Here is an 18,941-nt window from a genome sequence, read left to right as displayed (position 1 = left end):
GCTGACGGTGCTGCTGGGCGTGGCTCTGACCGCCTTGCTGGTGGCCCTGCTGCGCCTGCTGGGCGCCGCCTGAACAAGCCCGGCCATGGACATCGCTCTGCTGGACCTGCTGCTGCGCTGGGCACACTTCGCTGGCGCGCTGGTGTGGATCGGCCACAACTACGCCACCGCGGTCACGCGCCCGCGCTATGTGCCACTGGTGGCGGCCGACCTCGCCGACCCCAACGGTCCGCGCCAGCGCGACCTGCTGCAGCGCGAGCACGGCACCTTTCGCTACGCCTCGCTGCTCACGCTGGGCACCGGGCTGGCCATGCTGGGGCTGCGAGGTGCGCTGCCCGGCGCCCTGGGCCTGCAGGGCGGCCTGGCGCCCATCGGCGTCGGCCTGTGGCTGGGCGTGATCATGGTGTGCAACCTGTGGTTCGTGCTGTGGCCCCACCAGAAACGCGTGCTGGGCTTCGTGCCCGCGCCCATCGAGGAGCGCCTGCGCTGCTCGCGCATCACCTTCCTGTCGGCGCGCGTGAATACCATGCTGTCGATCCCGCTGCTGTTCTTCATGGCCGCGGGGTCCCATGGCGGTGCCCTGCTGCCCTGAAGCGGTGGCCGCACCGGCCGCCGCCGCGCCCGCCGGTGGCCACCGCTTCTCGGCGGCGGCCGGCCCGCTGCCGCCGGACGTGGTGGACGAGGTGGCCGAGGCCTGCCGGTCCTGGCGCGGCGGGGGATCGGTGCTGAGCCTGCCGTTCATATCGGAGGCGTTTCGCGAACTGCAGCACGAGACCCAGGCCCGCCTGCGACGGCTGCTGGGCCTTCCCCCGGGGTACCAGGTGCTGTTCATGCAGGGTGGGGCCAGCGCGCAGTTCGCCCTGGTGCCGCTCAACCTGCTGGGCCTCGACGGCGCCGCCGCCCACCTGGACACGGGGCACTGGTCGCGACGGGCCGCGGCCGAGGCCGCCCGCCACGCCCGGGTCGTGACGCTGCGGCACGATGCCCTGGACGAACCGGCCCCGCCCCGGGAAACATCGCCGGTGGCCTACCTGCACCTCACCAGCAACGAGACCGCGGACGGTTGGCAGTGGCCCCGGCTGCCGACCAGCCCCTGGCCGCTGGTCGTCGACATGAGCTCCGATCTGCTCACCCGAGCGATCGACTGCACCGGCCTCGGCCTGCTGTACGCCAGCGCCCAGAAGGCACTGGGGGTGCCGGGGCTCACGCTGGTGATCGTGCGGGACGACCTGCTGGGCCGCGCCCGGCCCAGCCTCCCCGGCGTCATGAACTACACCGCCCTGGCCGCCGCCGACTCGCGCCTGAACACGCCGCCGGTGTTTGCCATCTTCGTCGCCCACGCCATGCTGGGCTGGATCGAACGGCAAGGTGGCGTGCCGGCGATGGCCCGCACCGCCGCCCGGCGCAGCCACGCGGTCTATCAGGCGCTGGACACCAGCGGTGGCTTCTACCGCCCTCAGGTCGGGCCAGCCTGGCGCTCAAGCGTCCACCCGTGTTTCGGCCTGGCCGAACGGGCCCTGACACCCCGCTTCCTCGAACAGGCGCGGGCCGCCGGCCTGTTCGATCTGCAGGGGCACCCGGACGTGGGTGGCCTGCGCGTGAGCCTGTACAACGGCACGCCGGAAGCGGCGGTGTCGGCCTTGCTGTCGTTCCTGCAGGAGTTCCAGCGCACCCATGGCTGAGCCTGCCACCGCCAGCGAAACGCCCCTGGCCCGCCGCACACGGCTGGCGCTGGCGCGGTTGCTCGACGTCGCCCGCGACGCGCCGCAATGCTGCGCCTGGCCGGGCCCGGCCGTGCGCCGCATGGGCCTCGACTTTCCCGGCCCGGCCGGACTGGCGGCGGGCTTCGACCCCCATGGCGCGCTGCTTGGTCACGCCCACCGGCTGGGTCTCGGGCACGTGGAACTGGGCACCGTGCCCGGCCCAGCGCTGTGCGGCGCCGGCATGGCTCCCGCCCGACCGGGCCACCCGGGTCCGCAGGCGTCCGCCGCACCGCGCGCCGTCTGCGGCCTCAGCCTGGGCCGGCACCCCGCGACCCCCTGGGCCCGGGCCGAGGACGACTACTTCGCCGGTCTGCAGACCCTCCCGCCCTGGGTGGACTACCTGACGCTCAACCCGGGCCGCTCGCCCCCGACGGCGGCGCGCTTCGCCCAACTGGTGGCCGCCGTGGCCGCCGCGCTCGGCGCAGACCCTGCCCGGCCACGCCGACCGATCATCGTGAAGCTGCCGGCCGCCTGGACCGAGGGCCCCGAGGGTGCCCGTGCGGCCGCCGACTTCGTCACCCGGGGGGCGGACGGGCTGCTGCTCAGCGCCGAGGGCGCACGCGATGCCGGTGCCGCCCTCGAAGCGCTGCGCCGCGTGGCCCGCGCCGTGCCGCGCGACACCTGCCTCATCAGCGTGGGCGGCATCCACAGTGCCCGGGAAGCCCTGGCCCGCCGGCACGCCGGCGCCGACCTGGTTCAACTGCACCGGGGGCTGAGCGAGCTCGGCGTCGACCTGATCCACACGGTCAACCGCGCCCTGGCGGCGCCACTCGACAGCCCAGCACCCCGAAACGGTGCACCGCCTGGCCGGAGCGCACCGTTTCAGGGTTAGTCAGGATGACGGCGGTCTTCGCATGGCCGACGATGTATACACATTCTGTGTTCAATCATCCCTGGGGGTGCTTGGCATTGTTTTTGCTGAATGCCCCGGATGCGGGCCGCCGGCGCCCGAAACCCCCGCCACGGAGACCCCCATGCACAAGCGCCACTTCCTCAAGACCACGGCTGCCCTGGCCGCCGCGGCCGCCTTCGGCATCGCCCACGCCGAAACCCCGATCAAGTTCCAGCTCGACTGGCGCTTCGAGGGCCCGGCAGCGCTGTTCCTGCAGCCCGTGGCCAAGGGGTATTTCAAGGCCGCCGGCCTGGACGTGACCGTGGACTCGGGCAACGGCTCAGGCGGCACCGTCACCCGCGTGGCCTCGGGCACCTACGACATGGGTTTTGCCGACATGGCCGCGCTGATGGAATTCCACGCCAACAACCCGGACGCGCCCAACAAGCCGGTGGCCGTGATGATGGTCTACAACAACACGCCCGCGGCCGTGCTCGCGCTCAAGAAGAGCGGCATCAGCAAGCCCGCCGACCTGAGCGGCAAGAAGCTCGGCGCCCCGGTGTTTGACGCCGGCCGCAAGGCCTTCCCGATCTTCCAGAAGGCCAACGGCGTGAGCAACGTCACCTGGACCTCGATGGACCCGCCGCTGCGCGAGACCATGCTGGTGCGCGGCGACATCGATGCCATCACCGGCTTCTCGTTCACCTCGCTGCTCAACCTGGAAGCGCGCGGTGTGAAGGCCGCGGACGTGGTGATCCTGCCCTACGCCGACCACGGCGTGAAGGTCTACGGCAACGCCATCATCGCCAGCCCCAAGCTGATCAAGGACAACCCGGCCGCCATCAAAGCCTTTCTGAGCGCCTTCACCAAGGGCGCGCGGGACGTCATGGCCAACCCCGCGGCCGGCATCGAAACCGTGAAGGCGCGCGACGGCATCATCAACGTGGCGCTGGAAACGCGCCGCCTGCAGCTCGCCATCGACTCCGTGGTGGCCAGCCCCGACGCGCGCAAGGAAGGTTTTGGCCAGGTCAATGCCGGGCGGCTCTCGCTGATGGCGTCCCAGGTGTCCGACGCCTACGCCACCAAGACCCGCATCAACCCCGCCGCCATCTGGGACGGCTCCATGCTGCCCCCGGCCGCCGAACTCAACGTGCTGCCGCCCGCGAAGAAGTAAGCCCCGCGAGCAATACCGGCGCGCACCCGACGCCTTCGGCCCGGGGCGCGCGCGTTTTCGTGACCGCTGGCCATTTTTCAGGACCGCCCCATGCCAGAAGCCACCCCCACGCCCGCCGCCAGCGACAAGCCCTTCGTCGAATTCGACCAGGTCTGGCTGGCCTACAACGACGAACTGCTGGCCCAGAACGTCTTCGCGGTCGAAGACATCAACCTCCAGGTGAAACAGGGCGAATTCATCGCCATCGTCGGCCCCTCGGGTTGCGGCAAGTCCACCTTCATGAAGCTCACCACCGGGCTGAAGATGCCCAGCATGGGCCGGATCCTCATCGACGGCCAGCCGGTGACCGGCCCGCTCAAGATCTCGGGCATGGCCTTCCAGGCGCCTTCACTGCTGCCCTGGCGCACCACGCTGGACAACGTGCTGCTGCCGCTGGAGATCGTGGAACCCTACCGCAGCCAGTTCAAGGACCGGCGCAAAGAGTACGAGGAGCGAGCGAAGAAGCTACTGGCCAGCGTGGGCCTGGGCGGCATGGAGAAGAAGTTCCCCTGGGAGCTCTCGGGCGGCATGCAGCAGCGCGCCAGCATCTGCCGCGCGCTGATCCACGAGCCCAAGATGCTGCTGCTGGACGAGCCCTTCGGCGCGCTCGATGCCTTCACGCGCGAAGAACTCTGGTGCACGCTGCGCGATCTGTGGGAGGCACAGCGCTTCAACGTGATCCTGGTCACGCACGACCTGCGCGAGAGCGTGTTCCTGGCCGACACCGTGTACTGCATGAGCAAGAGCCCGGGCCGCTTCGTGGTGAAGCGCGAGATCGAGATCCCGCGCACGCGCGACCTGGAGGTGACCTACACGCCCGGGTTCACCGACATCGTGCACGAGCTGCGTGGGCATATCGGAGCAATGAGAGGGGCGCCCCCCGCGCCGGCCTGACGGCCGTCACCCCCCGGAGGGGGGCAACACCTGCGGCCTTGCAAAGCCAGTTCCGCGGTGTTCTGGGCTGGGTCCGTGGCACGCGTATCGCATCAGCATCTTGAAATGACGTAGGAATCCACACCATGAACAAGAAACAAGTCGAACGCTGGTCGCCCTTGCTGCTGCTGATCGCCATCGTCGTGGTCTGGGAGGTCATCACCAGTGGCTTCGGCGTCTCGGAGTTCATCTTCCCCAGCCCCTCGCGCATCTGGGAGCAGACGCTGGAGCACAAGGCCACCATCCTCGGCCACGCCTGGCGCACCTACTGGGTGACGATGGCGGGCTTTGGCATCGCCATCGTGGTGGGCGTGCTGCTGGGCTTCCTCATTGGCAGCTCGCGCCTGGCCTATGCGTCGGTGTACCCGCTCATGACCGCCTTCAACGCCCTGCCCAAGGCGGCCTTCGTGCCGATCCTGGTGGTGTGGTTCGGCATCGGCGCCGGCCCGGCGATCCTGACGGCCTTCCTGATCAGCTTCTTCCCCATCATGGTCAACATCGCCACCGGTCTGGCCACGCTGGAGCCCGAGCTGGAAGACGTGTTGCGTGTGCTGGGCGCCAAGCGCTGGGACGTGCTCACCAAGGTCGGCCTGCCGCGCTCCATGCCTTATTTCTTCGGCTCGCTCAAGGTCGCGATCACGCTGGCCTTCGTGGGCACCACGGTGTCGGAGATGACGGCGTCCAACGAAGGCATCGGCTACCTGCTGATCTCGGCCGGCAGCTCCATGCAGATGGGCCTGGCCTTCAGCGGCCTGCTGGTGGTGGGCGCGATGGCGATGGCGATGTACGAGCTGTTCAGCTTCATCGAGAAGCACACCACCGGCTGGGCGCATAGACGATAGCCCCCCCCGCGCCGCTTGCGGCGTCACCCCCCAGGGGGCGACACTGGCGGCCCGGCGAAGCCGGTTCCGCGGTGTCCTGGGTTGGGCTGCCGCTCGCTCCCGCCCCCTACACTTCCCTCCCATGCCCTGGCACGCCTCCCTCTCACTCGACTACCGACTGGACGCGCAGCGCACGGTGCTGCGCCACGAACACGACGGCCCGCTGCGCATCTTCAAGAGCCTCTACCCCGAGGGCGATGCGATCTGCCACAACGTGCTGATCCACCCACCCGGCGGCCTGGTGGGTGGCGACGTTCTGGACGTGAAGGTGCACGTGGGCAGTGGCGCCCATGGCCTGATCAGCACGCCGGGTGCGACCCGCTTCTATGCCTCCGACGGCCTGCCCGCCACGCAGCAGGTGGCGCTCACGCTGGACGCCGGGGCGCGGCTCGAATGGCTGCCGCTCGAAGCCCTGGCCTACCCCGGCTGTGCGGCTCACAACACGCTGCGGGCCACGCTGGCCGAGGGCGCGGAGCTGATGGCCTGGGACGTGACCGCGCTCGGACTGCCCCTGGCCGGCCAGCCGTTCACCCAGGGCTGCTTCAGCCAGCGGCTGGAGATTCCCGGGCTGTGGCTGGAGCAGGCGCGCATCGACGCGGCCGACACGCGCCTGCTGGCCTCCCCGCTGGGGCTGGGCGGCCAGCGCTGCCTGGGCACGCTGCTGCTGGCCAGCGGCACGGCCTTCAGCCGGGAGCGCCGCGAACAGCTGCTGGAGGTGGCGCGCGCCGCGCTGGAAGACGAGGCCGACGGGGTACGGGCCGGCGCCACCTGCCCCAACCCGCAGATGCTGGTGGTGCGCGCCGTGGCCCCGCTGGTGGAGCCCCTGATGGCCCGCCTGCAGCGGGTCTGGGCGGCACTGCGCCCCGCCGCCTGGGGGCTCGGCGCCACCCCGCCGCGTATCTGGCGGGTCTGATCCCCGGTCCGGAAAAGCCCCCGCTTTGCGCCGCAGTTCCGGCGTTTGGCCCCCGCCAGGCTGTGCAGAATGAAGCTAAGCACTCCTGCCCGCGCCCATTCCGCCCACCCCAGCCACCATGCCCGTGACCTACAGCGATCTGCACGACGCCCGCGCGCTGGTGGTGGACAGCAATCCGCTGTCGCGCTCCATCTTGGTGTCGCAGCTGCGCGAGTGCGGTGTGGGCACGCTGGTGCAATGCCCCCGGCTGGCCGACGCGCGCCGCAAGCTGGAGATGGGCAGCTACGACGTGGTGATCTGCGACCAGTATTTCGAGCGCGAGGAAATCACCGGGCAGGACCTGCTCGACGACCTGCGGCGCAACCAGCTGCTGCCCTACTACACCGTGTTCGTGATGGTCACGTCCGAGTCGGCGTACAGCAAGGTGGCCGAAGCGGCCGAATCGGCGCTGGACGCCTACATCCTCAAACCCCACACCGCCGCCGGCCTGGTGGAGCGCATCCGCCAGGCGCGGGTGCGCAAACAGGCGCTCAAGGACATCTTCACCGCCATCGAGCGCGAGGAGTTCGAGCACGCCGCCAACCTGTGCCGCCAGCGCTTCGAGTCGCGCGGGCCATACTGGCTGTACGCCGCGCGCATCGGCGCCGAGCTGATGCTGCGCAACGGGCACCTGAGCGACGCGCAGAAGCTCTATGAGGCGGTGGTGGAGGCCAAGACCCTGCCCTGGGCCCGCCTGGGCGTGGCCCGGGCACAGCTGGAAGCGGGCTACCCGCAGCGCGCCACCACCACCCTGGAAGGCCTGATCGAAACCGAACCGGGCTACACCGACGCTTACGACGTGATGGGGCGCGCGCAGTTCGAGCTGGGCAACTTCCAGAACGCGCTGGCCACCTTCAAGATGTCCACCCAGCTCACGCCCTCGTCGGTCAACCGGCTGCTCAAGCACGGCATGATGGCCTACTACGCCGGCGACCGCGAAGAGGGCGTGGAGCTGCTCGACCGCGCCACCCGCATCGGACTGGCCTCCAAGTTCTACGACCCGCAGGCGCTGGTGCTGCTGGCCTTCGCGCGGCTGGACGACAACGACCAGCGCGGCCTGCTGCGCTGCGTGGAGCAGCTCGAACACCTGCGCGACCGCAGCCCGGACAACCCGCGCCCGCAGCGCCTGCTGGAGATGGCCCAGACCCTGGTGTCGATACAGACCTACCAGACCGCCCGCGCGCTCGACGACGTGCGGCACTGGGCCAAGACGATTTCCCAGCCCGAGTTCGACTTCGAATCGGCCAGCAACCTGCTCGCCCTCATGACCCAGCTGGCCAGGCGCTCGATCCAGCTCTACGAGGTGGACGCGGCCGTGGACACGCTGGGCCTGCGCTTTTGCACCAGCAAGGCGCTGACCGAGCTGCTGGCCTGCGCGGCGGTCGGGCGCTCGGAGTTCGCCGACCGCGTGCGCGAGGCCCACGCGCAGATCCTCAAGCTCACCGAACAGGCCATGACACTGAGCCTCCAGGGCGACCCGCAGGGCGCGGTGGAGAAGCTGCTGACGGAGGCCACCCGCACACTCAACGCCAAGCTGATCGAATCGGCCCACCTGGTGCTGCAGCGCTACACGGACAGCATCCCCGACCACGCGGCCCTGCTGAAGCGCGCGCAGGCCATGCGCGAGCGCTACCGCAGCAGCGACATCCACGCGGGCCTGGGCGAACAGAGCCACATCGGGCGCGCCGCGGGCGGCGTGTCGCTGCCCGGCGGCTACAAGCCCCCGAACCCCGAGGGCCTGCTGGGCAAGGTGACCGCGGTATAGGGCGTCACTCCGCCAGGGCCTATATCGCCACCAGCTGGCGCACGCCCTTGGCCTGCATCTCGCTGCCCGGGCCGCTGGCGATGACCTCGCCGCGCTCCATCACCACATAGCGGTCGGCCAGCGCTTCGGCAAAGTCGTAGTACTGCTCCACCAGCACGATGGCCATGTTGCCGCGGTCGGCGAGCATGCGGATCACGCGGCCGATGTCTTTGATGATGTTGGGCTGGATGCCTTCGGTGGGCTCGTCGAGGATCAGCAGCTTCGGGCCGGCCGCGAGCGCGCGCGCGATGGCCAGCTGCTGTTGCTGCCCGCCCGAGAGGTCGCCCCCGCGGCGGCCCAGCATCTGCTTCAACACCGGGAACAGCTCGAACAGCTCGGCCGGGATCGGCGTGCCGCCCTTGCGGGTCGCCAGCCCCATCTGCAGGTTTTCCTCAACCGTGAGGCGGCCAAAAATCTCGCGGCCCTGCGGCACGAAACCCACGCCCAGTCTGGCCCGCTCGTAGGGTGTGGCCTGGGTGATCGCGACGCCGTCGAGCGTGACGCTGCCGCTCTTGATGGGCACCAGCCCCATGAGCGATTTCAGCAGCGTGGTCTTGCCCACCCCGTTGCGGCCCAGCACCACCGTGACCTGGCCCAGCTCGGCCTGCAGGCTCACGTTGCGCAGGATGTGGCTGCCGCCGTAGTACTGGTTGACGTCCTTGACTTCGAGCAGGCTCATGGTGTTTCCCGTAGGCGGCTCAGCGGCCCAAATAGACTTCGATCACACGCTCGTCGGCCTGCACCTCGTCGAGCGTTCCCTCGGCCAGCACGGCCCCATCACACAGCACCGTGACCTTCTCGGAAATGGTGCGGATGAAGCCCATGTCGTGCTCCACCACCATCAGCGAGTGTTTGCCCTTGAGCGTCAGGAACAGCTGCGCCGTGCGCTCGGTTTCTTCGTCCGTCATGCCGGCCACGGGTTCATCGAGCAGCAGCAGTTTCGGGTCCTGCATCAGCAGCATCCCGATCTCCAGCCACTGCTTCTGGCCGTGGCTCAGGTTGCCTGCCTGGCGCGCCGCGCTGTCGGCGAGGTGGATGGTGGTCAGCACCTCACCGAGACGGTCTTTCTCTTCGCCCGTGGGGCGGAACACCATGCTGTGGCGCACGCGCTTGTCGGTCGCCAGCGCGAGCTCCAGGTTCTCGTACACGCTGAGCTGCTCGAACACCGTGGGCTTCTGGAACTTGCGGCCGATGCCCATGGCGGCGATCTCGGCCTCGCGGTGGCGCAGCAGGTCGATGGTGCTGCCGAAGAACACCTGGCCTTTGTCGGGCCGGGTCTTGCCGGTGATGATGTCCATCATCGTGGTCTTGCCCGCGCCGTTGGGGCCGATGACGCAGCGCAGCTCGCCGGGCGCGATGTCCAGGCTCAGGCCATTGATGGCCTTGAAGCCGTCGAAGCTCACGTGCACGTCTTCCAGATACAGGATGCGGCCGTGCGTGGTGTCGACCTCGCCGGGCGTGTGGAGGCGACCGTAGGCGGCGGCGCGACCACCGGACTCGGTCCGGCCCAGCACGCTCGCGGTCTGCAGTTTTTCAAAGCGCTGCGCGCCTTCTTCCATCAGGTCGGGCGTCATGCTTTCGCTCCACGGATTTTCTTCACCAGCCCCACCACGCCCTGCGGCATCCACAGCGTGACCGCGATGAACAACGCGCCCAGGAAGTACAGCCAGTATTCGGGGAAGCTCACGGTGAGCCAGCTCTTGGCGCCGTTGACGATGAAGGCGCCGAGGATGGGGCCGACCAGCGTGGCGCGGCCACCCACCGCCGTCCACACCGCGATCTCGATGCTGGCGGCGGTGCTCATCTCGCCCGGGTTGATGATGCCGACCTGCGGCACGTACAGCGCACCGGCCACGCCGCACATCACGGCCGAGATCGTCCAGATGGTGAGCTTGTAGGGCAGCGGGTTGTAGCCGCAGAACATGACACGGCTCTCGGCGTCGCGCACCGCCTGCAGCACACGGCCGAACTTGCTGCCCACCAGCCAGCGCGCCCAGAGGAAGAAGCCCAGCAGCGTGAAGCCGGTCAACACGAACAGCGTCATGCGCATGTTCTGCGTCGCGATCGGAAGCCCCAGGATGCGCTTGAAATCGGTGAAGCCGTTGTTGCCGCCCAGCCCGGTTTCGTTGCGGAAGAACAGCAGCAGCGCGGCGAAGGTGAGCGCCTGCGTGATGATGGAGAAATACACGCCCTTGATGCGCGAGCGGAAGGCGAAGTAGCCGAACACGAAGGCCACCAGACCGGGCACGAGCACGATCAGCAGCAGCGTGGCGATGAAGCTGTCGGAGAGCGCCCAGTGCCAAGGCAGCTCCTTCCAGTCCAGGAAGACCATGAAGTCGGGCAGCTCGCTTTTGTAGTTGCCGTCGGTGCCGATCTGGCGCATCAGGTACATGCCCATCACGTAGCCGCCGAGCGCGAAGAACAGGCCATGGCCCAGCGACAGGATGCCGGTGTAGCCCCAGATCAAATCCATGGCCAGCGCGCAGATGGCGTAACACATGATCTTGCCCAACAGGCCGACCATGTAGTCGGAAAGGTGGAAGGCGCTGTCGGCCGGCACGAACAGGTTGAGCAGCGGCGCCACGGCGCAGACCACCAGCAGGGCCACGATGAAGGCGCTCCAGCCGGCGCGGGTGAGCAGCGGGCCGGCTTGCGGCAACGTCACGGATGCAGGAACGGGAGGTGTGGACATGTTGGTCATGCTTCGGCGCTCCGGCCCTTCATGGCGAAGATGCCCTGCGGCCTCTTCTGGATGAAGACGATGATGAAGACCAGCACCGCGATCTTGGCCAGCACGGCGCCCGCCCAGCCTTCGAGGAACTTGTTGAGGATGCCGAGGCCCAGCGCGGCGTACACCGTGCCCGCGATCTGGCCCACGCCACCAAGCACCACCACCATGAACGAGTCCACGATGTAGTTCTGGCCCAGGTCGGGGCCGACGTTGCCGATCTGGCTGAGCGCGCAGCCCGCCAGCCCGGCGATCCCCGAGCCCAGCGCAAACGCGTAGGTGTCGATGCGTGCGGTGTTCACGCCCATGCACGAGGCGATCGGCCGGTTCTGCGTGACGCCGCGCACGAACAGGCCCAGGCGCGTCTTGCCGATCAGCAGCGTCACGCCCACCAGCACCGCCACCGCGAAGCCGATGATGATGATGCGGTTCCAGGGCAGGCTGAGGTTGCCCATGAGGGTGACGCCGCCGCTCATCCAGCTCGGGTTTTCCACGCCCACGTTCTGCGCGCCGAACAGGCTACGCACGCCCTGCATCAGCACCAGCGAAATGCCCCAGGTGGCCAGCAGCGTTTCCAGTGGGCGGCCGTAGAGAAAGCGGATCACCGTGCGCTCCATCGCCGCGCCCACCAGGGCCGAAGCGATGAAGGCCAGCGGCATGGCCACCAGCAGGTACCAGTCGAACCACTGGGGCAGCGCCTCGCGGAAGAACGACTGCACCAGCCAGGTGGCGTAGGCACCGATCATGATCAGCTCGCCGTGGGCCATGTTGATCACGCCCATGAGACCGTAGGTGATGGCCAGGCCCAGCGCGGCCAGCAACAGGATGCTGCCCAGGCTGACGCCGGTGAAGGCCTGGCCCAGCGCGCTGCTGATGGCCAGCGAGCGGTCCAGCGCGGCCAGCGAGGCCTTCAGCGCACCCTGCACCGGCGCGCTCTCCTCCGTTTCCAGCCGCTGCAGCAGCAACGGGCGCACGATGGCCTGGCGCGCCTCGCCGAGCTTTTGCGCCGCCTGCAGGCGCTGCGCTTCGTCTTCGCTGGCGAGCAGCACGGCGGCCCGCGCCAGCTCCAGCGTCTGGCGCGCCTGCGGGTCGATGTCGGCGGCCAGCGCCTTGTCGATCAGGGGCAGCTGCGAGGCATCGGGTTCGTCAAAAGCGTTGCGCTGCAGGCTGCTGGCGGCTTCGCGCTGGCGCGCGGCATCGGCCCCCACCAGCTGCATGCCCGCCAGCGCCGTCTCCATGGCGCTGCGCAGGCGGTTGTTGATCATCACGTCTTCGGCCTCTTCGGGCACGGCGGCCACGCGCTCGCCGGTCACGGCGTCGAGCGCACCGTCGCCCTGCACGATAAGCACCCGCTCGCCCACCACGCGCACGGACTCGTCCGCCATGGCCTGTATCAGCACCGAGGCCCGCTCGTCGGCCGCGGTGGCCAGGCGGTTCAGGGTGGTGATGCGGTCGTCCGTCTCACCCGCCACCAGTGCCAGCGCGTCAGCCGGTGTGAGCGCCTGGGCCGCACCCGCGCCCATCCACAGCGCCAACCCCAGCCCCAGAAGCCGGAGCCAATGAATCTTCATGAAATTTCCTCAACCAATACCAAGCCAAGCACAGTGCGCCAACAGACCCTCAAGGCCAACGCCAACCAAGCCCCAACCCAGGGACACCGAGGGTCCGGCTCCGCCGGCCCAAGGTGTCGCCCCCCTCCCGCCGAAGGCGAGAGAGGGGGGAGCGCCGAAGGCGCGCGGGGGGTGCTTATTTACTTCACCATGGGCATGTTCTTCTTGCCCTTGTTCTCGGCGATGTAGTCGCTCCACGGATCGGCGACCACCGGGCCCGGCGTCTTCCAGACCACGTTGAACTGGCCGTCGGCCTTCACCTCGCCGATGAACACCGGCTTGTGCAGGTGGTGGTTTTCCTTGTCCATGGTGGACGTGAAGCCACCCGGGGCCTTGAAGGTCTGGCCGGCCATGGCGGCGATCACCTTGTCGGTGTCGGTGCTCTTGGCCTTCTCGACCGCCTGTGCCCACATGTTGATGCCGATGTAGGTGGCTTCCATCGGGTCGTTGGTCAGCGGCTTGTCCTTGTGACCAGCGATGCCCTTGGCCTTGGCGTAGGCGGCCCACTTCTTGGTGAACTCGGCGTTGGTCGGGTTCTTCACGCTCATGAAGTAGTTCCAGGCGGCCAGGTGGCCCACCAGCGGCTTGGTGTCGACACCACGCAGCTCTTCTTCACCCACCGAGAAGGCGACCACCGGAACGTCCTTGGCCGACAGACCGGCGTTGCCCAGTTCCTTGTAGAACGGCACGTTGGAGTCGCCGTTGATGGTGGAGACCACAGCCGTCTTCTTGCCCGCAGCGGCGAACTTCTTGATGTTGGCGATGATGGTCTGGTAGTCGGAGTGACCGAAGGGGGTGTACTCCTCCATGATGTCTTCTTCCTTCACGCCCTTGGCTTTCAGGAAGGCGCGCAGGATCTTGTTGGTGGTGCGGGGGTAGACGTAGTCGGTGCCCAGCAGCACCCAGCGCTTGGCCGAGCCGCCGTCCTTGCTCATCAGGTATTCGACCGCGGGAATGGCCTGCTGGTTGGGCGCGGCACCGGTGTAGAACACGTTCTTGCTCAGCTCTTCACCTTCGTACTGCACCGGGTAGAACAACAGCGAGTTCTTCTCTTCAAACACCGGCAGCACCGACTTGCGCGAGACCGAGGTCCAGCAGCCGAACACGGCGGCCACCTTGTCCTGATCGATCAGCTGCTTGGCCTTCTCGGCGAACAGCGGCCAGTTGGAAGCGGGGTCGACCACCACGGGTTCGAGCTTCTTGCCGAGCACGCCGCCCTTGGCGTTGATCTCGTCGATGGCCATCAGGGCCACGTCTTTCAGCACGGTTTCCGAAATGGCCATCGTGCCCGACAGGCTGTGAAGCACACCGACCTTGATGGTGTCGGCAGCGTGGGCCGAGAGGCCGAAAGCGCCCAGGGCGGTGGCGACCGTCAGGGCTTTGAGGGTGAATCGACGTTGCATCATGGCGCTTCTCCAGGGTTCAAAAAAACATCCGTTGGTGGGGTGACTCTGGCCGCCGACCACCCGTTTCCGGGCGGTTCACAGCGGACAACTGGATGCTAGGGAAGGCCCTGGGGAACGTCTGTACGCCGGGTGGCGTATGCCGGAACGCCGACCGGTCACAATCTCGGTCAACTTCCTTTTGGACAGAGCTCCATTCACCCATCCATGCCCACGAACACGTCCACCTACGACCAGCCGAGCGGAACACCGCCGCGGACCGTCAAAGAGGATCAGATCGAATACGGCTTCATCGGCAAGCTTCAGAACCTGAAGTACGAATACCGCGCAGACATTCGCGACCGCGCTGCACTGGAAAGGAACTTTCGCGAGAAGTTCGAAGCCCTGAACCGCGTCAACTTGTCGGACGGTGAATTCACCCGCCTGCTGGACGAGATCGTTACCCCCGATGTCTTCACCGCGTCGCGGAAGCTGCGAGAGCGCGAAACCTTCACCCGCGACGACGGCACCCCGCTGAACTACACGCTGGTCAACATCAAAGACTGGTGCAAGAACAGCTTCGAGGTCATTCACCAGCTGCGCATCAACACCGACTACAGCCACCACCGCTACGACGTTCTCATCCTCATCAACGGCGTGCCCTGCGTGCAGATCGAGCTCAAGACGCTGGGTATCAGCCCGCGCCGTGCCATGGAGCAGATCGTCGACTACAAGAACGATCCCGGCAACGGCTACAGCAAGACGCTGCTGTGCTTCCTGCAGCTGTTCATCGTCAGCAACCGCACCGACACCTGGTACTTCGCCAACAACAACGCCCGTCACTTCGCCTTCAACGCCGACGAGCGCTTCCTGCCCATCTACCAGTTTGCCGACGAGGCCAACAAGAAGATCACCCACCTCGACCACTTTGCCGAGACCTTCCTGCCCAAGTGCACGCTGGGCCAGGCCATCAGCCGCTACATGGTGCTGGTGGCCAGCGAACAGAAGCTGTTGATGATGCGGCCCTATCAGGTGTACGCCGTCAAGGCCATCGTGGACTGCATCCACCAGGACTGCGGCAACGGCTACATCTGGCACACCACCGGCAGCGGCAAGACGCTCACGTCCTTCAAAGCCTCCACCCTGCTCAAGGACAACCCCGACATCGAAAAGTGTTTGTTCGTGGTGGACCGCAAAGACCTGGATCGCCAGACCCGCGAAGAATTCAACCGCTTCCAGGAAGGCTGCGTCGAAGAGAACACCAACACCGGCACGCTGGTGCGCCGCCTGCTCTCAAGCGACTACGCCGACAAGGTCATCGTCACCACCATCCAGAAGCTGGGCCTGGCGCTGGACGAAAACAGCAAGCGCAACAAGCAACGCAAAAAGAGCGACCTCAAGACCTACAAGGAACAGCTCGAACCGCTGAGCGACAAACGCATCGTCTTCATCTTCGACGAATGCCACCGCTCGCAGTTTGGCGACAACCACGAGGCCATCAAGACCTTCTTCCCCAAGGCCCAACTCTTCGGCTTCACCGGCACGCCCATCTTCGAGAAGAACGCCACCGCCAAACAGTTCGAAGGCGAAGAAGGCCAGTTCAAGACCACCAAAGACCTGTTCCAGAAGGAACTACACGCCTACACCATCACCCACGCGATTGAAGACACCAACGTGCTGCGCTTCCACGTGGACTACTACAAGCCGGAAGGAAAGAACCCGCCCAAGCCCGGCGAACCGCTGGCCAAAAAAGCCGTGGTCGAAGCCATCCTGGCCAAACACGACACCGCCACCGCCGGCCGCCGCTTCAACGCCGTGCTGGCCACCGCCAGCATCAACGACGCCATCGAATACCACGGCCTGTTCGATGAACTGCAAAAGGTGAAACAGGCGGCCGCCCCGTCCTTCCAGCCGCTGAACATCGCCTGCGTGTTCTCGCCCCCAGCCGAAGGCAACCCCGACGTGAAGCAACTGCAGCAAGACCTGCAGCAGGAAAAGGTCGACAACGAGGAAGACCCCGAAGGCAAAAAGGCCGCGCTCAAAGCCATCCTGGCCGACTACAACGCGCGCTACGGCAGCAACCACAGCATCGGCGAGTTCGACCTGTACTACCAGGACGTTCAAAAGCGCATCAAAGACCAGCAGTGGCCCAACGCCGACTACCCGGCAGCCAAGAAGATCGACATCACCATCGTGGTGGACATGCTGCTCACCGGTTTTGACAGCAAGTACCTGAACACCCTGTACGTGGACAAGAACCTCAAGTACCACGGGCTGATTCAGGCCTTCTCGCGCACCAACCGCGTGCTCAACGGCAGCAAGCCCTACGGCAACATCCTCGACTTCCGCCAGCAGCAAGACAGCGTGGACGCGTCCATCGCCCTGTTCTCGGGCGAAAACGCCACCGAGGAAGAACGCAAGATCTGGCTGGTGGACAAGGCGCCCGTGGTCATTGAAAAGCTCGACGCTGCCGTGCACAAGCTGGCCGACTTCATGCAGACCCAGGGCCTGCCCTGCGCGCCCGAAGCCGTGCCCCAGCTCAAGGGCGACGACGCCCGCGCCGCCTTCATCAAGGCCTTCAAGGAAGTGCAGCGCCTCAAGACCCAGCTCGACCAGTACACCGACCTGACCGCCGACAACGCCACCGCCATCGAAGCCATCCTGCCGCGCGAAGACCTGCAGGCCTTCCGTGGCGTGTACCTCGACACGGCCCAGCGTCTCAAGGCACAACAAGGCAAGAGCGCGCAGGGCGCAGACGACCAAGCCGGCACCGACGAAGTGGACCAGCTCGACTTTGAATTCGTGCTGTTCGCCAGCGCCGTGATCGACTACGACTACATCATGGGCCTGATGTCTCGCTTCACGCAGCAAGGCAACGGCAGCAAGCTGAAGATGAGCCGCGAGCAGCTCATCGGCATCATCGCGGCCGACGCCAAGTTCATGAACGAGCGCGACGACATCGCCGCCTACATCAACACCCTCAAGGCCGGCGAAGGCCTGAGCGAGACCGCCATCCGCGAGGGCTACCTCCGCTTCAAGAAGGAACGGGACGGCGCCGAACTGGCCGCCATTGCCGCCCGGCACAGTCTGGCCGCCCCTGCCCTGCAAGCCTTTGTGGACAACACGCTGCAACGCCTGATCCTGGACGGCGAGCGCTTAAGCGACCTCATGGCCCCGCTGGACCTGGGATGGAAGGCCCGGGCGCAAGCCGAGACCGCGCTGATGGCCGAGCTGATGCCCCTGCTGAACAAACGCGCCCAGGGGCGCGAGATTTCGGGCTTGAGCGCGTATGAGTGAACAACCGCCCCTGACCGAAGCTGCTCTGCTGGAGCGTGTGGCGCTGGGCGAACACTCCCGCCAGCAGTTCAAACGCAGCTTCAACAGCCCCGACGCCCTGGCCGCCGAGCTGGCCGCCTTTGCCAACAGCGGCGGCGGCACCCTGCTCATTGGCGTCAACGACGACGGCAGCCTGGCCGGGCTGGATCCGGCCGAGCTGCGCCGCCTCAACCAGATGCTCAGCAACGCCAGCAGCCAGCATGTGCGCCCGCCCCTGCACCCCCACACACAAAACGTGCAAACCCACGCCGGGCTGGTGATGGTGGTCACCGTGCCCAACGGGCTGGCCAAACCCTACCTGGACCAGCAAGGCCGCATCTGGGTCAAACACGGCGCCGACAAACGCCACGTGACCGCCCGCGAAGAAATGCAACGCATGTTCCAGAGTGGTGGCCTGGTGTACGCCGATGTGGTGCCGGTCACGGGCACCACCAGCGTCGATCTGGACGAACCCGCCTTTCGCCGCTACCTGGCCCAGTACTACAGCGCAGACACCGCGCTGGCCGGGTTGCCGCTGGATGCCGTGTTGCAAAACCTGGGGCTGGGCGATGGTCATGAACTCACCCTGGCCGGCCTCATGCTCTTTGGCCGCAACCCCCTGCGCTGGCGCCCTGCGTTCACCATCAAGGCCGTGGCTTTCTTCGGCAACAGCATTGCCGACAGCCACTACCAGGACAGCCAGGACTTCAGCGGCACCCTGCCCACCCAATACGCCGAGGCGCTGGCCTTCATCAAACGCAACCTTCGCCGCGTGCAGGGCGACCAGGGCTTCAACTCACCGGGCATCCTGGAAGTGCCCGAAGTCGCCCTGCAAGAGCTGCTGGTCAACGCCCTGGTGCACCGCGACTACTTCACCAGCGCGTCCATCCGCATCCTGGTGTTTCGCGACCGCATCGACATCGTCAGCCCCGGCGCGCTGCCCGACAGCCTGAGCATTGAAGATATCCGTCGGGGCAAAAGCAACCGCCGCAACCCCACACTGAGCGAACACGCCTTTAGGCTGCTGCCCTACCGGGGCATGGGCAGCGGCATCCCCCGTGCGCTGGGCGAGTGGCCCCAGATTGAGCTGATCAGCGAAGCCGGCGGCAACCAGTTCACCGCCAGCGTGCAGCGGCCCCAGGCGCAGGGGGTGGGAGCTGGCGAACAAGTGACCGAACAAGTCGAGGCCCCAGTCACCGACCCAGTCACCGACCCAGTCACCGACCCAGTGTTGCGGCTGTTGCAAACCCTTGCCGAGGGGCCTCTGGCACCTTCGGTCATCCAGCAGCGACTGGCGCTGAAGCACCGCCCAACCTTCCGAACCAACTACCTGCGACCGGCTTTGGAGCGGTTGTGGATCGAACCTACCCTGCCCGACAAACCCAACAGCCGCCTGCAGCAATACCGCCTGACCGCACAAGGAAAGGCCTTGTTGAAATGAACTTGTTTTGCACCATTCGCTGGGACGCCTGCGCGTTCAACTACGGCGAAATCGCCTCAATTAAAAGTCAGGCCGGGTTCATCACGC

The 18,941-nt window shown here is 66.9% G+C and carries 15 protein-coding genes; 10 read left to right on the top strand and 5 right to left on the bottom strand.

The genetic code is table 11. From position 1 onward, the window contains the following. Positions 1 to 85 precede the first annotated feature (85 nt). From HTA01S_RS12955 to HTA01S_RS12920, 8 genes are all read left to right on the top strand, one after another. Positions 86 to 592 carry a hypothetical protein gene (locus HTA01S_RS12955; RefSeq protein WP_068172053.1) on the top strand — a complete coding sequence of 169 codons (507 nt, stop codon included), beginning with the start codon at positions 86 to 88 and terminating at the stop codon, positions 590 to 592. Continuing rightward, positions 570 to 1,682 carry a 3-phosphoserine/phosphohydroxythreonine transaminase gene (gene serC / locus HTA01S_RS12950; RefSeq protein ID WP_084236078.1) on the top strand — a complete coding sequence of 371 codons (1,113 nt, stop codon included), beginning with the start codon at positions 570 to 572 and terminating at the stop codon, positions 1,680 to 1,682. The genes HTA01S_RS12955 and serC overlap by 23 nt, the downstream gene beginning before the upstream one ends. Then, on the top strand, positions 1,675 to 2,595 hold the full coding sequence (locus HTA01S_RS12945; protein WP_068172048.1) for a dihydroorotate dehydrogenase: 921 nt from the start codon (positions 1,675 to 1,677) through the stop codon (positions 2,593 to 2,595). Before serC ends, HTA01S_RS12945 begins: the two co-directional genes overlap by 8 nt. Positions 2,596 to 2,737: 142 nt before the next feature. Beyond that, the gene (locus tag HTA01S_RS12940) at positions 2,738 to 3,769 is read left to right on the top strand and encodes an ABC transporter substrate-binding protein (RefSeq protein WP_068172045.1); all 1,032 of its coding nucleotides are present in this window, start codon (positions 2,738 to 2,740) and stop codon (positions 3,767 to 3,769) included. 90 nt (positions 3,770 to 3,859) lie between these two features. Further along, positions 3,860 to 4,702, top strand: coding sequence for an ABC transporter ATP-binding protein (locus tag HTA01S_RS12935; RefSeq protein WP_068172042.1), 843 nt, complete (start codon positions 3,860 to 3,862; stop codon positions 4,700 to 4,702). A 125-nt stretch (positions 4,703 to 4,827) separates the two neighbouring features. After that, positions 4,828 to 5,583 carry an ABC transporter permease gene (locus HTA01S_RS12930; protein ID WP_068172039.1) on the top strand — a complete coding sequence of 252 codons (756 nt, stop codon included), beginning with the start codon at positions 4,828 to 4,830 and terminating at the stop codon, positions 5,581 to 5,583. A 121-nt stretch (positions 5,584 to 5,704) separates the two neighbouring features. Next, a complete protein-coding gene (locus HTA01S_RS12925; protein ID WP_068172036.1) occupies positions 5,705 to 6,535 on the top strand; it encodes an urease accessory protein UreD in 831 nt (276 codons plus the stop codon). 118 nt (positions 6,536 to 6,653) lie between these two features. Further along, positions 6,654 to 8,339 carry a response regulator gene (locus HTA01S_RS12920; protein ID WP_068172033.1) on the top strand — a complete coding sequence of 562 codons (1,686 nt, stop codon included), beginning with the start codon at positions 6,654 to 6,656 and terminating at the stop codon, positions 8,337 to 8,339. Positions 8,340 to 8,358: 19 nt separating this feature from the next. Here the strand turns inward: HTA01S_RS12920 and urtE are convergent, their stop codons facing one another. The 5 genes from urtE to urtA form a co-directional block, all read right to left on the bottom strand. Further along, positions 8,359 to 9,051, bottom strand: coding sequence for an urea ABC transporter ATP-binding subunit UrtE (gene urtE, locus HTA01S_RS12915; protein ID WP_068172142.1), 693 nt, complete (start codon positions 9,049 to 9,051; stop codon positions 8,359 to 8,361). 25 nt (positions 9,052 to 9,076) lie between these two features. Continuing rightward, positions 9,077 to 9,952, bottom strand: coding sequence for an urea ABC transporter ATP-binding protein UrtD (urtD, locus tag HTA01S_RS12910; RefSeq protein WP_068172030.1), 876 nt, complete (start codon positions 9,950 to 9,952; stop codon positions 9,077 to 9,079). Further along, positions 9,949 to 11,079 carry an urea ABC transporter permease subunit UrtC gene (urtC, locus tag HTA01S_RS12905; protein ID WP_407656108.1) on the bottom strand — a complete coding sequence of 377 codons (1,131 nt, stop codon included), beginning with the start codon at positions 11,077 to 11,079 and terminating at the stop codon, positions 9,949 to 9,951. Before urtC ends, urtD begins: the two co-directional genes overlap by 4 nt. After that, on the bottom strand, positions 11,076 to 12,677 hold the full coding sequence (gene urtB / locus HTA01S_RS12900) for an urea ABC transporter permease subunit UrtB (protein WP_084236077.1): 1,602 nt from the start codon (positions 12,675 to 12,677) through the stop codon (positions 11,076 to 11,078). Before urtB ends, urtC begins: the two co-directional genes overlap by 4 nt. Positions 12,678 to 12,856: 179 nt before the next feature. Next, positions 12,857 to 14,119 carry an urea ABC transporter substrate-binding protein gene (gene urtA, locus HTA01S_RS12895; RefSeq protein WP_068172140.1) on the bottom strand — a complete coding sequence of 421 codons (1,263 nt, stop codon included), beginning with the start codon at positions 14,117 to 14,119 and terminating at the stop codon, positions 12,857 to 12,859. A 207-nt stretch (positions 14,120 to 14,326) separates the two neighbouring features. On the opposite strand from urtA, the gene HTA01S_RS12890 reads away from it, so the two are divergent. Continuing rightward, positions 14,327 to 17,395 (top strand): type I restriction endonuclease subunit R, encoded by a 3,069-nt coding sequence (locus HTA01S_RS12890; protein WP_068172027.1) that lies wholly within the window; start codon positions 14,327 to 14,329, stop codon positions 17,393 to 17,395. Then, positions 17,388 to 18,854 (top strand): Fic family protein, encoded by a 1,467-nt coding sequence (locus HTA01S_RS12885; RefSeq protein WP_068172025.1) that lies wholly within the window; start codon positions 17,388 to 17,390, stop codon positions 18,852 to 18,854. The genes HTA01S_RS12890 and HTA01S_RS12885 overlap by 8 nt, the downstream gene beginning before the upstream one ends. The last annotated feature ends 87 nt before the right edge of the window (positions 18,855 to 18,941 follow it).

This window comes from Hydrogenophaga taeniospiralis CCUG 15921 (assembly GCF_001592305.1).
In the GTDB taxonomy this organism is placed as follows: Bacteria; Pseudomonadota; Gammaproteobacteria; order Burkholderiales; family Burkholderiaceae_C; genus Hydrogenophaga; species Hydrogenophaga taeniospiralis.
Note: the sequence above shows the minus strand (reverse complement) of the source record. Positions and strands in the feature narration are given on the sequence as shown.